The organism is Pseudoalteromonas sp. M58 (assembly GCF_042604605.1).
Classification (GTDB): domain Bacteria; phylum Pseudomonadota; class Gammaproteobacteria; order Enterobacterales; family Alteromonadaceae; genus Pseudoalteromonas; species Pseudoalteromonas tetraodonis.
Window position 1 is genome coordinate 705,197 of record NZ_CP152391.1, and the last position, 18,344, is coordinate 723,540.

The following is an 18,344-nucleotide window of genomic DNA, read 5'->3' on the forward strand; positions in this document are numbered from 1 at the left end:
TGATTATTCACTAGCGTTATAAAAAAAATCAGCTTATTAAAGCTGATTTTTGTTTTTTAGGTTAAGTTTTAAGTTAGTGCTGTGCTTTATATTTCAAGCGGTAGCTGTGTAGTAGCGGCTCTGTGTAACCGCTCGGTTGGCTAACCCCTTCAAATACCAGTGCTAAAGCCGCTTGATACGCAATACTTTTAGCTAATGTCTGCTCATTAGTTGCCATTGGCGTGTAAAGGCTGTCATGCTCGTTTTGGCCATCAACAACCTTAGCCATTTTTGCCATCACTTTTTGTACTTGCTCTTTGCTACATACACCATGATGTAGCCAGTTGGCGATATGTTGGCTTGAAATACGTAAGGTGGCTCTGTCTTCCATTAAACCAATATGATTAATGTCAGGCACTTTAGAGCAGCCTATTCCTTGGTCAATCCAACGTACTACGTAGCCTAAAATACCTTGCGCGTTGTTTTCAAGCTCGCTTTGAATATCTTCTTTTGATAGCTTTTCAGGGTTTGGCATGAGCGGCGGTGTAAGTAAGCTCTCTAGGCTTGCTATTTGACGCGTGGCAATGCTTTGCTGCAGGCTAAATACATCAACATCATGATAATGCATTGCGTGTAATGTGGCGGCAGTAGGGGAGGGCACCCAAGCGGTATTTGCGCCAGATTGAGGGTGCGCTATTTTTTGCTCCATCATCATCGCCATTTTATCTGGCATTGCCCACATACCTTTACCAATTTGCGCTTTATGGCTTAAGCCACAGGCTAGGCCAATATCAACGTTGCGATCTTCGTAAGCGCTGATCCAAGGCTGTGCTTTAATAGCCGCTTTCGGCAGCACAACACCCGCTTGCATTGAGGTATGAATTTCATCGCCAGTGCGGTCTAAAAAGCCAGTGTTAATAAACACAACACGCTCTTTTGCTGCATAAATACATGCTTTTAAGTTGGCTGATGTTCGACGTTCTTCATCCATAATACCCATTTTAAGGGTGTTCTTAGGCAAGCTCAGTGCCTCTTCAACCATACCAAATAAAGTATTAGCAAAGGCGACTTCATCAGGGCCGTGCATTTTCGGTTTTACAATATTAATACTTTGCGCGGTTGAATTTTTAATCGTGTTTTTAGTGTTTAAATCGTGCAAAGCAGCTGTTGCGGTGAACATGGCATCCATAATGCCTTCAAACACATCATTGCCGCTTACATCGGTAATGGCTGGATTTGTCATTAAATGTCCCACGTTACGCACAAACATCATACTGCGCCCTTTGAGGGTCAGTTTTTGGCCATCAAGACCTGTATATTGTCGGTCAGCTTGTAACGTGCGGTCGACCATTTTGTCGCCTTTTCTAAACGTTTCAACCAAGTTGCCTTGCATTAAACCAAGCCAGTTTTTGTAAACTTGTACTTTATCTTCTGCATCCACTGCGGCAACCGAGTCTTCACAGTCCATAATGGTTGTTAGTGCGGCTTCTAGCACCACATCTTTTAACCCTGCTTTATCAGCTTGACCAATAGGGTGGTGATGGTCTATTTGCAGCTCAATATGCAATCCATTGTTTTTAAGTAAAATAACACTCGGGTTTTGTGCTTCACCTTGATAGCCAATCAGTTGCTCAGGGTTTTTAAGTGTGGTGTGCGAACTGTCGCGCAGGGTAATAGCAAGGGCGCCGTCAACAATAGAATAATTTGTACTTTCAATGTGCGAGCCATTTTCAAGCGGTAATGCTTTGTCTAAAAACTGCCTTGCGTAAGCCATTACTTTAAAGCCACGAACAGGGTTGTATTGGCTGCCTTTTTCGGCGCCGTCGTCTTCGCTTAATACATCGGTTCCATATAAAGCATCGTACAACGACCCCCAACGAGCATTAGCTGCATTAAGCGCAAAGCGTGCATTACTAACCGGCACCACTAGTTGTGGCCCTGCAGTCAGCGCTATTTCTGGCTCTACATTTTGAGTTTCAATACTAAAGTTTTCAGGCTCATCAACTAGGTAGCCAATATCTTTTAAAAACGCTTGATACTGAGCTTGGTCAGCATTTTTATTTGCAAGGTGGTAGTCATCAATTTGCTTTTGTAGCTGTTCACGCTTAGCCAGTAGTGACTTGTTCAATGGTGTAAGTGTTTGCACTATGTTGGCAAAGCTTTTCCAAAACTGGTGTTCATCAAGATGGGTACCAGGTAATAATTGTTTTTTAACAAATTCAGCAAGTTGCTTATCAACGCTGAGTCCTGAATGGGTGAGAGTGTGGCTCATAATTAATATCCTTAAACGGTCCGACAGTGTGCAATTTTTTATATGCGTACACCTACCATATCGCAAAAAAGTGGCTTTGAATGCTTTTTAGTCATTCACTATATGTATAGCCACAATAAAAACTATAAATTTACTAAATCTAAAAAATAAGCCTAATGTTTAATTAAGCGCTACAGAGCTAACGTGATGTAGTCACTCTCTCAACAATAAATATTAATACCCGTTCGAAGGACTTTATTATGACAACATATCAAGGCGAAACAGATACACTAGCAACATTATGCCAATCACAGGGCAGTGCATGGAAAACAATTAATCCTGAATACGCAACACGTATGCGTTTACAAAATCGTTTTCGCTCTGGTGTTGATATTGCACAATTTACAGCAGACATCATGCGTGAAGACATGGCTGCATACGATAAAGATACAAGCCAGTACACACAGTCTTTAGGTTGTTGGCATGGTTTTACTGCGCAACAAATGATGATGGCAATTAAGCGCCATCAAAAAACAACTAAGCGCAGTTACGTATATCTAAGCGGTTGGATGGTTGCAGCGCTTCGCTCTGAGTTTGGTCCTCTTCCAGATCAAAGTATGCATGAGAAAACATCAGTACCGGCACTTATCGAAGAAATCTATACCTTCTTAAAGCAAGCGGATGCACGTGAACTTGACCACTTATTTAACGAATTAGACGACGCAAAAGCAAACGGCGGCGACGTTCAAGCAGTACTTAACAAAATTGATAACTTTGAAACGCACGTTGTACCAATTATTGCTGACATTGATGCCGGTTTTGGTAACGAAGAAGCAACTTACCTGCTAGCTAAAAAGATGATTGAAGCGGGTGCATGTGCTATCCAGATCGAAAACCAAGTATCAGATGCTAAGCAATGTGGTCACCAAGCAGGTAAAGTGACGGTTCCACATGAAGACTTTTTAGCAAAAATTAACGCAGTGCGTTACGCGTTCCTAGAGCTAGGTATTGATAACGGTATTATCGTTGCGCGTACCGATTCACTAGGTGCAAGCCTTACGCAAAAAGTACCGGTTTCAAAAAAACCAGGTGACTTAGCAAGCCAATACAATGCATTTTTAGAAACAACCCCAGTAAACAGTGTTGATGACTTAAATGAAGGCGAAACAGCAATGAAGCTTAATGGTCAGCTTTGTAAGCCAACACGCCTAGACAATGGTTTATACCAGTTCCGCGAAGGCACTGAAAAAGACCGTGTAGTACTAGATTGTGTAACGAGCCTACAGTCAGGTGCTGATTTACTGTGGATTGAAACAGAAAAACCACATGTAAAACAAATTGCTGAACTCGTTAATCGCGTAAAAGAGCAAGTACCAGATGCTAAATTAGTATACAACAACTCACCATCGTTCAACTGGACGCTGAAGTTCCGTGAGCAAGTATACCAAGAATGGCAGGAACAAGGTCGTGACCTGAGCGCTTACCCAAGTCTTGATGATAACAAAGCGCTTATGGCTCCAGAAATGGATGCAACAGAGCTTGCAGCAGCCGCTGACTTATTAGTACAAAACTTCCAACGCGATGGTGCACGTGAAGCGGGTATTTTCCACCACCTAATCACGTTACCAACGTATCACACAGCAGCATTAAGCACAGATATTCTATCTGAAGGTTACTTTGGTGACTTAGGTATGCTGGCTTATGTACGTGATGTACAGCGTCAAGAAATCCGTCGTGAGCAAGCGTCTGTTAAACACCAAGACCTTGCAGGCTCAAACATTGGTGATACACACAAAGAGTACTTCTCAGGTGAGAATGCACTTAAAGCCGGTGGTGAAGCTAACACCATGAACCAATTTTAATTCAACTAGATAGTGTTACTTAAGGGCCGCAAGGCCCTTTTTTTATGCTTGCATAAAGGCAAAATTTAATAGATCAGTATTTTACTAGCCATTTGGTTAGTGAGATTTTTCAATGCAATGCAGGTTAAAAGTGTAAATAAAATTTAAAGGATGTTTATGCTCGGCTGTAGGGCTTGATAGTCTGGTTACGCTTTAACACGTATAAGCACGATAAATTAACTGTTTTTGCCGTATATAGATCAGAGTTTAACTAACTGAGTTAAAGCAGATCACGATTTAACTAGCTGCTCTTAATACAGATCAGATTTTAACTAACCATGCTAATAACGGCCATTTTTTATTATTAAAGAGGGGAATTTGTCTTTCTAACCCACAATTTGACCACTTAAACGATTAATTTAAAGGTTTTAAGCAGGTATCGAGAGAGTAATAAACCGATTTTTTACTAACTGCTGCAGCTTATAAAACATTTTTTTACTAACTGAGGGCTTATAAACAGTGACTCAAACCGATTTTTTACTAACTCACAGCACTATTTCTTCTATAAACCGATTTTTTACCAACTCAGTCTGAAGCTAAGTCCGATATTTAGTTTGAGTATGTAAGGGGTTACTTACATTATTGCTGTAAAGGGGGTTTACACTTGTGAGCTTCGAGCAACGAGCTTATATAGCTCGTCACTCATAACTCTGCGTTTTATTTCGAATGCTTATCAAACCACCATTGAATATAAGCCACTTTTGTCATTAAGTTAGATGGACGGGCAGTAATACCATGCGAAGCGTTTGGAATACGCACCATCGCGGTATCAACCCCCTGCAATTTTAAGGCTTGATAAAACTGCTCTGTTTCTGAAATAGGCGTACGGTAGTCTGCCTCACCCGTAAGTAACATGGTCGGGGTTTTAACATTACCTACATAACTGATGGGTGAGCGTTTCATGTAATGCTCAATATGATCCCATGGTTTACCTGGGAACCAATAGTCAGCAAAGAATGGATAAAAATCGGCAGTGAGTACAAAGCTGATCCAATTTATCACCGGTTTGGCAACCACGGCTGCAGCAAAGCGATCTGTATGACCTACAATCCAAGCAGTTAATACACCGCCGCCAGAGCCACCGGTTACAAATAACTTAGATTCATCAATAAACCCTTTTGCAACGAGTGCATCAACCCCAGTCATTAAATCATCGTAATCATTGTTTGGGTAATTATGATGGATGGTTTGCGCAAACTCTTTACCGTATGAATCACTACCACGTGGGTTCATGTATAAAACCACGTTCCCTCTAGCGGCAAATAGTTGTACTTCGGCACTAAAGTGCGGGCCATAATTAGCGACAGGGCCGCCATGAATTTCAAGCACTAGTGGGTATTTTTTTGATTTATCAAAACCCGGTGGGTAAGCAACCCAGCCTTGTATTGGCTGCTCATCGTGGCTTGATTTAAGCCATAATTCTTCAACCTCAGCGAGTTGCTTGGTTGCGAGTGCATCAGAATTTAAATCGGTTAAGCGCTGCGCTTTACCACGCTTTATTGTGGCTACATCAGCAGGGCGCTGGGTATCGGCCAATGTAAATGCAACATGACCATTTTCACTAATATCGAAATCGCCACCGGAATAAGGGCGACCAAACGCCACACTGCCTATTTTTTCGGTAATCACTTTGCGTTTGCCACTTCGAGGTTGATAAGCCAGCGCAGTTTGCCCTTCATCGGCATAGCTAAAATAAAGCCCTTTTGAGTTCGCGCTCCACTTAATTTGGCCAACACTTCTATCAAAATCGGTGGTTAGGCTTTGAGTATTCCCTGTTTTTAAATCGCGAATATAGAGTTGGGTGTTTTCGTAATTAGTACGCTTGTCATCATACCCTGTATAGGCAAGGTATTTGCCATCAGGTGACACTTTAGGTTGTTGATCAGGCCCATTACGCTCAGTTAGAGGGAGAATGGCTAGCGAGTCTAAATTGAGTTGATATACCTCAGTGTTAGTGGGCTTCAATTCATTATTTTCATTGCGATTAGCAGAAAAATACAATGTTTTACCGTCTTTACTAAAGCTGACTTCACCACCATTATTAAAATTATCGTTGGTGAGTTGTTGAGCATTACCGCCATTGGCATCAAGTGTAAATAATTGACTAAACCCTTTTTCAGTATAACCCCCTCCATCGGCACGATAATAAACATCGTCAATATATTTAGCAGGCTCTGCCCACGTGGCACCTTTTGGTTTTCCAGGTAAGCTGACAGGCGCAGACGCCGCCATTGGAACAAACATACTAAACACCAGCTGGTTTGAATCAGGAGTCCAAGTTAGTGAGCTTGGGTTGCTAGTTAAATTACTAACCTTAGCGATAGCCCCTGTTCTTAACCATTTAATATATATTTGGTTGCTACCATCTCGGTTTGATATGAAAGCAAGTCGCTGTCCGTCAGGAGAGACTACTGGCGAGTAATCCATATATACGCCAGAAGTTAATGGTTGTAGTTGCCCTGTGCTGTAATCAACAGACCAAATATTGCCTACTTTACGGTCGGTTTTAATATCCATGCGGTTGCGGACAAAATACACGGTTTTACCGTCTTCTGTTATGTCTATTTGGTTGGCATATTCAAGATTGAAGATATCTTGAAGTTGTAATGTATCGGTATTGGCAACAGCTAATTGACTGCTGCCCAGTATAAGACTCATAGCTAAAAGCGTTTTCATTATTTATCCCTGTTTTAAATCACTGCTCTATTTATAGGTTAGGAGAGGGATAATTAACAGTCAGATGCGACGAAGCCAGTATTTAAAACTACCAATGAATGAAGGTGATAAAAGAAAGTAAAAGCTGTAAAGGGGGTTTACAGCTTAGAGGAAGTTATACGCTTGCGCTGCAAAGTGCCTTAATGTCTTCAATAAGCGCAACACCTTGGGCGTTATCACCGTGCACACAAATACTATCGGCGTTAAGTTTTAACGATTTTCCTGACTGGGTAGTCACACTGTTACTGGCCAAAAGCTGTTTAACTTGTGCCAATAATGCTGCTTTATCATGCACACTGCCTGCTATATTTCGTGCTACGAGGTGCCCTTGATCTGTATATAGCCTGTCTGCGAACGCTTCTAAAACAAGCGTTAGTCCAAGATGACGTGCCATTTTATGGTGGTGTTTAGCATCGGCCGTGGCCAGTATCATTAATTTTAGATCAGCAGGGTAACTGGCAACCGCGCCCATCACAGCACTAAGTAGTGGCTGGTGTTTCATCATGTCGTTGTAAAGTGCCCCGTGGGGTTTAACATAGCTAAGGGTTAATCCTTGTGCCTTTGCCATGCCATCAAGAGCAGCTATTTGGTAGTGTAAACACTGAGTGAGCTCGGCCACACTCAGGTTCATTGAGCGTCTGCCAAATCCTTGTTTATCGGGGTAGCTTGGGTGAGCGCCAATCATAACATTATGCTGTTTAGCGAGCTTAAGCGTATTGGCCATAACACTAGGATCGCCCGCATGAAAACCACAGGCAATGTTTGCCATATCAATATGCGGCATTACTTGATCATCAAGCCCCATTTTCCACGCGCCAAAGCTTTCACCTAAATCACAATTGAGTTTCATATTAGTGGCTCTTTGATTGTTTAATAGTTACCGGTAAGCTGCCTTTAGCAGGGGCTTGACCGAGTAATACTTTAGCAAGTGCTGTAAACGCAGGCCCAGATACATGCTCGTTTTTGTCTACGTCAATATTATAAGCATATGAAGCTAATACTGCATCGGCAGAGTCGCCAAACTGCGCAATATCATAAGGGGCTCGCAAACTAATAAACACGGTGGGTATTTGGTGCTTGTTAGCCATTTTAAGTAATGATTCAAGTGCTTTAGGTTGCTCTGCGTTATTGAGGGCAAAGTCTGGGTTATCGGCTAAATCATCCATCCCGCCAATTTCCACCGCGCTTTGATTAGGCGTGGCATTTCCGGCAATAATAATATCAGCTTGGTTTATATTACGCTGAGCATCAACAGGGTCAAAACCTTGTAAACTGCTACAGCTAAAAACTAATGCGTGTGAGCTGAGCGCCGTTATGGCTTGTTGTATGGCCATACATTTACGCGTATCGGGCATAATAATATGAATGTGTTGGCCAGCATTAAGCTTAAGTGGCAAGGTGTTGTTGTTATTTTTTATTTGGGTGATCGCCGCTAATGCCAGTGACGCTTCTAATTCGCGATGTGCTTTATTACCAATAATGTGCTTAGCATTGGCTAATGCTTTGATGGGATCAGGCGAAGCGTTTAATTTAAATTTACTTTTAAGTGAGATAATACGCTGTGCTGAATGCGCAATTTCCTGTGCGTTTAGTTGCTCTGATTTAACCGCACTGACTAATGACTCAATGAGGGCATCGAGCTTTTTAATGTCATCTGGCGTTCTAATCTCTATTGGCATAAGCGCAATATCAACCCCAGCGGCAAAGGTGTTTATAATTGCTTGAGTTGGACTAAAAAAGTGACTAATACCTGCCATATCAAGTGCATCGGTTACCACCACACCTTGATAGTTAAGTTCTTTACGTAGAATATCGGTCATGATTTTACGCGACATTGTCGCGGGCTTAATCATTTGTTTGCCATCAACATTAGTCAACGTGCTGCTATCGAGCTCTGGATACTGAATATGCGCGGTCATTATCATGCCCGGACTATGCTGCTCAATAATGTGTTTAAAGGGCGCTAAATCTTGTGCGTAAATCACCTCTTTTGAATGCATCACTTTAGGCAAGCCGGTATGACTATCTACATTGGTGTCGCCATGCCCAGGAAAATGCTTTAGTGCGCTAATAATGCCATTTTTTTCAAATTCACTCACTTGTGCGGCACCTAATACTGCTACATCATTTGGGTTTTCACTAAAAGAGCGGACATTAATTACCGGATTGTCTGGGTTCATGTTTACATCAACGGTTGGCGCGTAATTTACATTAATCCCCAATGCTGAAAGCTCCGAGGCAAGAACATTCGCGGTTTGGGTGGCGAAATAAGTGCCATGCTCTGGATAGGTGGCGCCAATTGACATGTTACCGGTAAACGAAGTGGCCACATCGCGTGGCAGTCGTGCTACGCGTCCACCTTCTTGGTCAATTGAAATAAAAAGCGGTAAGCCTGATTTAGAGTGAGACGCAGCTTGTTGCAGTTGCTGATTAAGGCTAATTATTTGTTCAATACTTTGGGTGTTTTCAGAAAATAAAATAACCCCGCCAATATCATAACGGCTAATCGCTTTGGCTAGTGTATCTGGTAACTCGGTTAATGCTGTTCTGCAGCGCTTACTGCTGCCTTGGTGACAAAAGTAGCGTAAATCTAGCATAAGTTTTTGCCCAAGTTGCTGTTCAAGCGACAGCGCAGAATCGGCAAAAGAAGATTTTATTGGCATGAAACATCCGATTAAAAAAAGAGAAGACGACAACAGGTACTTATTTAGCAACACACACCTCAAGGCTAAATAAAAATAAAGTGCATGCAGCTTAACTATTATTGAGCTTAACTGCAAAACCCGACATATATAATAAATGTCATTTTATTATTCCAAAAATAACAAAAATTAGGCTACTTAGTTTAATTTCTGTATTATATTTAGGATATATGTAGTACATAGCAGTCGTTTTTATTTGCTTAGGATGATAATAAGTTGCGTTTTCGATCACCATTTACTTTTAAACTTAGGCAATTAATTCTGTTGTTAGCTATCACTGCTACAGCCGCTATTTTGTTCAGTGGTTTATACATTAGTTACCAAGTACAAAAAGAACGGGTAATAGAAGATACTCTCAAAAGTAACCATGTATTTGCTAGTAAGCTTGCCTCGGCGACCGATCACTTTTTAGCAGCTGCGATGCAGCAACTTGAGTTTTCAGCCAAAATTATTGCTAAAGACATTACCAATACTGAGTTACTCCAAGCTGAAACCAACCGCCTTTTAAACCAAACACATAGCTTTAATTCGGTAGCAATTAACATGCAAGGTGTCGTTAAAGCGGCCTCACCTGTTTCATTAAATATTATTAATAAAACCGTTAATTCACCTCATTCTAAACAAGCCTTTAAACTACAGCGTCCATTGGTTAGTCGTCCTTATGTATCGCTTGCGAATAACTTAATTGTTGTACTTTCTTATCCTTTATTTGACGAGATTGGTAACTACTATGGCTATATTGGCGGTAGCTTTTATTTAGAACAACAGAGCATTTTAAACGCCTTATTAAAACAGCATAGTTACGATGGCGGGGCATACTTTTATGTGGTGGCTGATAATAAAACCTTACTTTATCATCCTGAGACTGAGCGGATTGGCGAACAAGTCATTAATAACCCAGTAATAGAGCGTGTTTTGCAAAGCGAAGATGGATACACCCGGGTTTTAAATAGCCAAGGCGTGTCTATGCTTGCTGGATATTCGCCCGTTAAACTTGCTAATTGGGGCGTAGTTGCCCAGCGTAGTGAGGTGGCAACACTTGCCACGTTAGATACTTTTCAAGGGCTGGTGCTTAAGCGAATGCTACCAATTGTATTAATTACTTTTGTATTGATTGGTGTGTTAGCGCATTTTATTGCTAAGCCCCTAAGGTTACTAGCTGACAGTGCAAATTTATCGACTGATCAACAAAACGTGGCGAATCTTAAAAGTATTAAATCTTGGTATTTTGAAAGTCAGCAACTTAAAGCAGCCATGTTAGAAGGAGTTAATATACTGCAGTCGAAAATGGGGCAATTACGCCAAGATGCACTCACCGATCCGCTAACTGGTGCGCATAATCGGCGAGGTTTGTATTTATTGTTAGATAAATTAATTCAAGAACAGATCCCTTTTGCGGTTCTAGAAATAGATATCGACTTTTTTAAACGGGTTAATGACACCTTTGGCCATGATGTGGGCGATGAGGTACTAAAAATTTTAACGTGTGTGATCAAGCAGGTATCTCGCAAAGATGATATTGTCGCGCGAACTGGTGGGGAGGAATTCTTACTTATATTACCGAACGAAAATAGCGATAGTGCGTTTGTTATTGCTGAGCGGTTACGTAATGAAGTGGCGAATACACCGATGGCCAAAGTTGGTTGTATAAATGTCTCCATCGGCATTGCTACATGGCCGCAGCACAGTGATGATATTGATCAAGTATACAAATGTGCTGACAAAGCGCTCTATCATGCAAAAGAAACGGGCCGTAATAAAACCGTTATTGCCAGTCTAAATTAAATTTTTTAAAAAATTAATTTACCTTAAGTTTTATTTAAGTTTCGCCTATTAAATTCTACCTATAGATTTAATACAGGCGATGCTTTTATGCAATTAGCTCAACAACAACAGTCATCATCAATACTTTTTCAGTCGTTCACACAGTTTGTGAGCGCCAGAGAATGTGATGAACACCGTCAGCGCCTTGAAGATACAGTAAAACAAGGCTTTTTAGCTGCGTACAATGCCAGCCTAACTTCATTTATGCCATTACTCTGTCAGTATAAAACTCAGCAAGGGCATTGCACTTTAGGGCTTAGAAACGCCACTTCTCCTTTATTTATTGAACAATATTTAGCAGCGCCCATTGAGCAGTTTTTACCAATGGGCACACAGCGTAGTAAAGTGTTTGAGTTAGGTAATCTCTATTCAACACACAGAAAAGCCACATTATCGCATTTTATTATTGTTAATGAAGCTTTAAGAGCTATTGGTGCTACTAATTTGGTTTTTTGTGCCACCAAACATGTACGTGCTTTATTGCGTTTATTAGGGGTAACGTGTAATGAAATTGCATTGGCTAACAGCAGTGTTGTTGAGCAACCAAAAAGCTGGGGAAGTTACTACGCGAACCAGCCTACAGTATGCATTGTTAATTTAGAGCAAGCACATCTACAAGTACTTAATACGCCAATGCTACTTGATATTAAACAACAAAATACACATGGCATTACGGCATTAATCAATGCGCTGGAGGCGGTATGAGTATGTTAAATAGCTTAAATGATTTAGCTATTCAGCCGGCGGTAGTTGCGCATTTTGCGAATCAAACACAACAGTTCACAGGTGCTGAGCTGCTTCAAGAAATAAATAAAGTAGCGGAAATTTTTGCAAATTCAGATGCTGATGCAATTGCATTTCAACTTGATAACACACCTGCATGGTTGGTACTTGATGCTGCGACCAGCGTTGCTAATAAAGTGGCTATACCGATCGCCCATTTTTTTAGTCAACAACAAACGCAATATGTGTTGGCACAGTGTGGTGCACAGCTGTTTATAAGTGATATGCCAAGGCTTTCTTTGGGTGCGCATACATTGTCTATTACTTTGTTTGATCATTACACCTTATATATTTATCAGCTCAACGTTAAAGAACCGATTAGTTACTTTGAGGGCACGCAAAAAATCACCTTCACGTCAGGCTCTACAGGCGAGCCAAAAGGGGTGTGTTTATCAACTCATAGCCAAATGCAAGTTGCACAATCGTTATGTGAGCAAATAGGTATAAGTAAACCAACTCACTTATGTTTACTACCATTACCTGTATTACTGGAAAATATTGCAGGTATTTATGCACCATTATTAAGTGGCGGTTGTGTACATTTAATGCCGTTAAACGAATTGGGTTTTGTTGGCTCAGGGTTAAAAAATCCTGAAAAACTAATTAGTGCAATTGACAGTGTAAAACCTAACACCCTTATTTTAGTGCCTGAGTTATTAACGTGTTTAATTGCGTTTGCAAAACAAGGTTGGCAGCCGCCAAAGTCATTACAGTTTATTGCAGTTGGCGGAGCGCTCGTGAGTGATGCTTTAATTGCCACCGCCAGAGAGCTTAATTTACCTGTTTATCAGGGGTATGGATTATCAGAGGCGGCATCTGTCGTAAGTTTAAATACGCCCAAAAATGATGATTTAAAGAGTGCTGGCACTGTACTAGCGCACATACAAACCAAAATCGAAAAAGGCCAGTTGTACATAAAGGGTGAGCTATTTTTAGGGTATTTAAATCAAGCGCCGCATAACCCAAATAACTGGTATGCAACAGGCGATTTAGTGACCCAGCATGGCAATAAGCTCTTCATAAAAGGGCGACTTAAAAACCTGATTATTACCAGCATGGGCCGTAATGTGAGTGCTGAATGGCCTGAGTCATTAATATTGAGCCAAAGCGCGATTGTACAAGCCGTTGTTTTTGGTGAGGGCAAACCTTTTTTAACCGCGATTATTTATGCAATCCCTGAGTTGAGTGATCAACAACTCAGTGAGCATATGAAATTTATAAATCAACAGTTACCCGATTATGCACAAGTTAAAAAGTGGCATCGGTTAGCTCAGCCTTTAAGTGTTCAGCAAGGGTTTCTAACGACCAATAATCGTCCTAAGCGCCAGGCTATTAGCCAGCAATTTAACCTTATTTTTGAACAATTTTACCGACTTGGAGAAGTGATCCATGACTGATTTTTTTAATACATTAAAAGCACAAACTCAAAACGAGCGTGAGTACTTATTAGCTGCGCCAATTATACAGCGCGTTTTTAAAGGCCAAGCATCACTTGAAGAGTATGCGTCATTTTTAGCGCAAGCCTACCATCATGTAAAACACACTGTGCCATTAATGATGTCGTTAGGTGCCCGTTTGACCGACGAACAAGAATGGTTACGTGAAGCCGTAGCCGAATACATTGAAGAGGAAATTGGCCATCAAGAATGGGTGCTTAACGATATTGCCGCGTGTGGTTTTGATAAAGAAAGTGTGCGCCATAGTAAGCCACAATTTGCTACCGAAATGATGGTCTCGTATGCGTATGACAGTATCGCTCGTAAAAATCCATTAAGCTTTTTTGGCATGGTTCATGTACTCGAAGGGACTTCAATTGCCCTGGCTGATGGCGCAGCTTCAAATATTGCTGATGCAGTTGGTTTACCTAAAAAAGCATTTAGCTATTTAACCTCTCATGGTGCGCTTGATATAGAGCACGTAAAGTTTTTTGAAAACTTGATGAACAAAATTACTAATGAGGCCGATCAGCAAGCTATTTTACATGGCGCAAAATGTTTTTATCGTTTGTACGGTGATATTTTTCGCGCTTTAGATGACGAGCCGTTCTTTAAAGCATCAGCACAAGAGCAACACGCATGAATACCGGCTTATGTGTGTTAACAGGAGCCACAGGGGGAATTGGCCAAGCGATTGCCAAAACACTGCACGCACAAGGTTGGCAATTACTATTAGTAGGGCGTAATGGCGATGCGCTAAATGCGCTAAGTAGCCAGTGCCCAGGTAGTATGACTTTTGTGGGAGATTTAACCGTTGCAGAAAACATGCTGGCATTGGCAATTAAAGCCAAAAAATTGGGCGGTGCTAAATTACTTATAAACAATGCAGGCATTAATGTTATGCAAAGCTTAAGTCGTTGTAGTAGTGAACAAATTGATAATCTACTGAGCACTAATTTAGCCGTCCCGATGAAACTATGCCAACTGTTTTTAGAGCAGCTGCAAGCGAATAGAGGCACCATAGTTAATGTTGGGTCATCTTTTGGCAGCATAGGTTACCCATATCAAACACTTTATTGTGCCAGTAAATTTGGTTTGCGTGGTTTTAGCGAAGCATTATCACGAGAGCTTTCAGACACTGGCGTTAGAGTTACTTATTTGGCACCTAGAGCAACTGATACCGACATTAATGATGCTCAAACGCGGGCAATGAACAAAGCGCTTGGTAATCAAATGGACTCTCCGCAGTTGGTGGCTGATGAGTTAGTTGCGTTATTAAACTCAAATAAAACCAGACGATTTATTGGTTTTCCTGAGAAACTTTTTGCACGTATCAATGGCGTTTTTCCACGTATTGTGGATAACGCAATTGCTAAACAACTCCCTAAAATAAAAAGCTTTTTAGGCTAGTTGTTCACTAGGGTCTGTTGACCTTTGCGGATTGAAATTTGTTCAAACTAGGGGCGATTTAATCGCGGCGCGAGGTTTGTAACCTAGTGGGCTAAGTAAAAACCGAGCAACAAAGAGTAAATCGCCCCTAGGCAGAACCCTTCGGGCAGCGCCTGTTTGGCATTGATGCTGCTTTATCGCCAATTTATGGGGAATAACCACACCACATAGGCGCTGCCTTGCCTAAATACCAAACAGGCTGCTGCAAATTCAACCTTGAAAGGTCAGCAGACCCTAAATAATAGAGGATTTATTATGAAAAAATTTACTTTAGCAGCTTATTTAAGCATTGTTAGTGTGTTTTCATCGCCGGTATTTGCAGACGAACAAAGCGACTTACTCGCTATTCAACAGCAATGGGCGGTCGCTAATTATGAGCTTAAAGATGACGCACAAATCAAAGCCTTTACTCAACTGAGTGAGCAAAGTGCTCAATTTATTGAAAACTATCCTAATTCAGCAAATAGCTATACATGGAACGGCATTGTGCTGGCAAGTTTTGCGGGTGCAAAAGGCGGCTTAGGGGCGTTGGGTTATGCCAAAGATGCAAAGGCATCATTAGAGCAAGCCCTTAAAATAGACGACAGTGCTTTAGGTGGCTCAGCGTATGCCAGCCTGGCAACCTTATACAGTAAAGTACCAGGGTGGCCAATCGGCTTTGGTGATGATGACACCGCCGATAAGTTTTTTAAGCAAGCACTCGCTTTTAATCAAAAAGGCATTGATACTAATTACTTGTATGGTGAGTTTTTATACGACGAACGTGAATATAAGCAAGCCAAAGCCCATTTGTTAGTTGCACAAGCGGCCGGTATTCGTGATACTCGCGCTAAAGCGGACAAATATCGTCAGCAAGCAATTAGCCAATTATTAGCTAAAGTTGATAAAAAACTAAAGAGATAACAAAACAAACAATGCATTTATTATTAGTTGAAGATGATCATCTTGTGGCGCAAGGGCTTTGCCGCTCATTGCGCCAAGAAGGCTACAGTGTAGAACACAGCGCAACGGTTAAGCATGCGTTGCAATGTTTAGGCAGTGGCGAAATAGAGTTGGTTATACTTGACCTAGGCTTACCTGATGGTGATGGTTCGCAAATTTTAAAGCACATAAAAGCACAAAAAAAAGTCATTCCGGTGGTGATACTAACCGCTCGCAGTAGCATAGATGATAAAGTGCAAGGGCTTGATATGGGGGCTGATGATTATTTAGCTAAGCCATTTGAACCAGCCGAATTATTTGCTCGTTTGCGCGTAGCGAGCCGACGTGTAAATCAAGCTCAGTCGAGCTTATTACAATGTGGTGATGTTACTATGGATACGTCAGCGCACAGTGTCACACTTAACGATGAGCTACTTTCTCTGCCGCGAAAAGAGTACATGCTGCTAAAAGCGTTACTGGAAAACCAAGGTCGCGTGCAATCTAAGCAGCAATTAGAAAATAAACTCTATCAATGGGGTGAAGAGGTTGGCTCTAACACCATTGAGGTGCATATTCATCACCTACGAAAAAAATTCCCCAGCGATTTTATTAAAACTCTCCGTGGTATTGGCTATGTTGTGGGAAAGAGATAGCTCACGTGATTAAAACACCCCTAGATTGCACAAACTTGAATTTACAAAGGTAACCATGCTCTATGTCAATTCGTAAGCGTTTAACACTTATCTTACTGTCAATGATGGTGTTAACCTGCTTTTTAGCTTTAGTAAAAGGCTATCAAAAAAGTATGAGCCATGGTGAGCAATTACTCGATAGTGAGCTAAAAGTGGTGGCTGGAGTCTTGATGCAACAGCCTCTATCTATAAACGCTATGGCGCCAAAAATGCAAGAAAGCGCCCAGTTACTGTATCAAATTTGGCAAAGTGGTGAGCTACTTAGCGGTTCTGACGAATTAAATCTTGATTTGAGCCAATATCAAGCAGGTTTTCAAACGCTTAATATTGCAGGGCAGCGAATGCGGGTATTCGTTTTTGCTACTTCTTTACGCACCGTTATTGTTGCCGAGCCGATTGCTAAGCGGTTTGAGCTTGCCGAGGCGGTGATTTTATCAGCCATGTTACCCATGTTATGGGCGGTTCCTTTGCTTGCGCTATTTATTAGCTTTTTTGTTAAATATGCACTGGCACCGTTAACCCGTTTATCAAAACAGTTAGCCCTGCGCCAAGCAAATGATTTCACAGCGATCAATTGGCAGGTGACGGATGAAGAAATAAAACCAGTGATCAGCCGCTTAAACGACTTATTTAAACGCGTAGAAACGGCCTATTTACGAGAGCGTTTTTTTGCCTCAGATGCCGCCCATGAATTACGTACACCCCTGAGCAGTTTAAAAATTAATGTGCATAATTTGGCCGCCCAACAAGGCGATAACCAAGAATTACAAGCCATGACTCAAGGTATTAATCGACTCACCAATATAGTGGAGCAAATGCTAATACTAGGGCGTACTCAGCCAGAGCAGTGGCAAAAGCAGTTTAAAGAACAGTCATTATTAGCGATCACGCAAGAAGTAGTTAGCCAACTATATGAAAAAATAGAGGCTAAAAATCACACTATTAGCCTTGAGGGAGATGACTTTACTATTAACGGTGATGAGTTTACCTTAGTGACGTTGATTTCAAACCTACTGAGTAATGCTATAAAGTACGCGCCTGCAAACGGACAAATAAAAATTACCCTAAAGCAGATGCACAGGCAGCGTATTTGGCAAATAGAAGACAGCGGTCCAGGTATGACGGACGATCAAAAACAACGGATATTTAACCGTTTTTATCGCGTTGGCGGTGACCAACATCCTTCGGGTGAACAAGGTGCGGGCTTAGGCATGGCAATAGTCCAGCACATTATTGCTATTTATAGCGCTGAAATTAATTTAACAGACAGCGATTTGGGCGGCTTAAAAGTACAGGTAGTTTTTGCAGGAGCTAAATGTGATTAAACGACTTATTCACCCCTATTTATATTGTTGCGTATTTTTATCATTTAACGCCGCCAGTAAAGACTATCTTATTGTACTTAAAGATCATTTGTTTTATCCCGCAGAAATCGTGGTGCCGGCCAATAAAAAGGTACGCTTGTTAATCGAAAATCAAGATAGTACGCCTGAAGAATTCGACAGTTTCGATCTCAACCGAGAGAAAGTACTTTACCCTAATCGCAAAAGCGTTATTTATATTGGGCCGTTAACTCCTGGGCGTTATGAATTTTTTGGCGAGTTTTCACCCAATACGGCGCGTGGTGCTGTAATAGCGACCGAAAAGGAGGGTTCTGATGCTAATAACTAGCCTTGTGATGAGCCTCAATC

General features: G+C 41.4%; 14 protein-coding genes. 10 read left to right on the forward strand and 4 right to left on the reverse strand.

Features of this window, described 5'->3' with window-relative positions:
- Positions 1 to 73: 73 nt before the first annotated feature.
- Positions 74 to 2,251, reverse strand: a complete 2,178-nt coding sequence (locus AAGD16_RS18375) for a malate synthase G (RefSeq protein WP_377115710.1) — start codon at positions 2,249 to 2,251, stop codon at positions 74 to 76.
- A 239-nt stretch (positions 2,252 to 2,490) separates the two neighbouring features.
- Between AAGD16_RS18375 and AAGD16_RS18380 the strand changes: the two genes are divergently transcribed.
- Positions 2,491 to 4,092 (forward strand): isocitrate lyase, encoded by a 1,602-nt coding sequence (locus AAGD16_RS18380; protein WP_033103227.1) that lies wholly within the window; start codon positions 2,491 to 2,493, stop codon positions 4,090 to 4,092.
- A gap of 696 nt (positions 4,093 to 4,788) precedes the next feature.
- Here the strand turns inward: AAGD16_RS18380 and AAGD16_RS18385 are convergent.
- The 3 genes from AAGD16_RS18385 to AAGD16_RS18395 all read right to left on the reverse strand — a co-directional run bounded on the left by AAGD16_RS18385 (position 4,789) and on the right by AAGD16_RS18395 (position 9,509).
- On the reverse strand, positions 4,789 to 6,807 hold the full coding sequence (locus tag AAGD16_RS18385; RefSeq protein WP_377115713.1) for a prolyl oligopeptidase family serine peptidase: 2,019 nt from the start codon (positions 6,805 to 6,807) through the stop codon (positions 4,789 to 4,791).
- A 154-nt stretch (positions 6,808 to 6,961) separates the two neighbouring features.
- A complete protein-coding gene (locus AAGD16_RS18390; protein WP_377115716.1) occupies positions 6,962 to 7,696 on the reverse strand; it encodes a 5-oxoprolinase subunit PxpA in 735 nt (244 codons plus the stop codon).
- Between the two features lies 1 nt (position 7,697).
- Entirely contained in the window at positions 7,698 to 9,509 is a 1,812-nt protein-coding gene (locus AAGD16_RS18395; protein WP_377115719.1) for a glycoside hydrolase family 3 N-terminal domain-containing protein, read from the reverse strand.
- A gap of 303 nt (positions 9,510 to 9,812) precedes the next feature.
- Here AAGD16_RS18395 and AAGD16_RS18400 point away from each other — a divergent pair, with 303 nt between their 5' ends.
- The 9 genes from AAGD16_RS18400 (at position 9,813) to AAGD16_RS18440 (ending at position 18,324) form a co-directional block, all read left to right on the forward strand.
- The gene (locus AAGD16_RS18400; RefSeq protein WP_377115722.1) at positions 9,813 to 11,333 is read left to right on the forward strand and encodes a diguanylate cyclase; all 1,521 of its coding nucleotides are present in this window, start codon (positions 9,813 to 9,815) and stop codon (positions 11,331 to 11,333) included.
- 87 nt (positions 11,334 to 11,420) lie between these two features.
- On the forward strand, positions 11,421 to 12,077 hold the full coding sequence (locus AAGD16_RS18405; protein ID WP_377115725.1) for a thermostable hemolysin: 657 nt from the start codon (positions 11,421 to 11,423) through the stop codon (positions 12,075 to 12,077).
- A gap of 2 nt (positions 12,078 to 12,079) precedes the next feature.
- On the forward strand, positions 12,080 to 13,552 hold the full coding sequence (locus tag AAGD16_RS18410) for an AMP-binding protein (RefSeq protein WP_377115758.1): 1,473 nt from the start codon (positions 12,080 to 12,082) through the stop codon (positions 13,550 to 13,552).
- On the forward strand, positions 13,545 to 14,234 hold the full coding sequence (locus tag AAGD16_RS18415) for a TenA family transcriptional regulator (RefSeq protein WP_016900001.1): 690 nt from the start codon (positions 13,545 to 13,547) through the stop codon (positions 14,232 to 14,234). Before AAGD16_RS18410 ends, AAGD16_RS18415 begins: the two co-directional genes overlap by 8 nt.
- The gene (locus AAGD16_RS18420; RefSeq protein ID WP_290191700.1) at positions 14,231 to 15,001 is read left to right on the forward strand and encodes an SDR family oxidoreductase; all 771 of its coding nucleotides are present in this window, start codon (positions 14,231 to 14,233) and stop codon (positions 14,999 to 15,001) included. The genes AAGD16_RS18415 and AAGD16_RS18420 overlap by 4 nt, the downstream gene beginning before the upstream one ends.
- Positions 15,002 to 15,295: 294 nt before the next feature.
- Entirely contained in the window at positions 15,296 to 15,943 is a 648-nt protein-coding gene (locus AAGD16_RS18425) for a hypothetical protein (RefSeq protein ID WP_013462837.1), read from the forward strand.
- A gap of 11 nt (positions 15,944 to 15,954) precedes the next feature.
- The gene (locus tag AAGD16_RS18430) at positions 15,955 to 16,614 is read left to right on the forward strand and encodes a response regulator transcription factor (RefSeq protein WP_013462838.1); all 660 of its coding nucleotides are present in this window, start codon (positions 15,955 to 15,957) and stop codon (positions 16,612 to 16,614) included.
- A 62-nt stretch (positions 16,615 to 16,676) separates the two neighbouring features.
- Positions 16,677 to 17,978 (forward strand): ATP-binding protein, encoded by a 1,302-nt coding sequence (locus tag AAGD16_RS18435; RefSeq protein ID WP_029609982.1) that lies wholly within the window; start codon positions 16,677 to 16,679, stop codon positions 17,976 to 17,978.
- Complete coding sequence (locus AAGD16_RS18440; RefSeq protein WP_028834667.1) at positions 17,971 to 18,324, forward strand: cupredoxin domain-containing protein; 354 nt, start codon at positions 17,971 to 17,973, stop codon at positions 18,322 to 18,324. The genes AAGD16_RS18435 and AAGD16_RS18440 overlap by 8 nt, the downstream gene beginning before the upstream one ends.
- Positions 18,325 to 18,344: the final 20 nt, after the last annotated feature.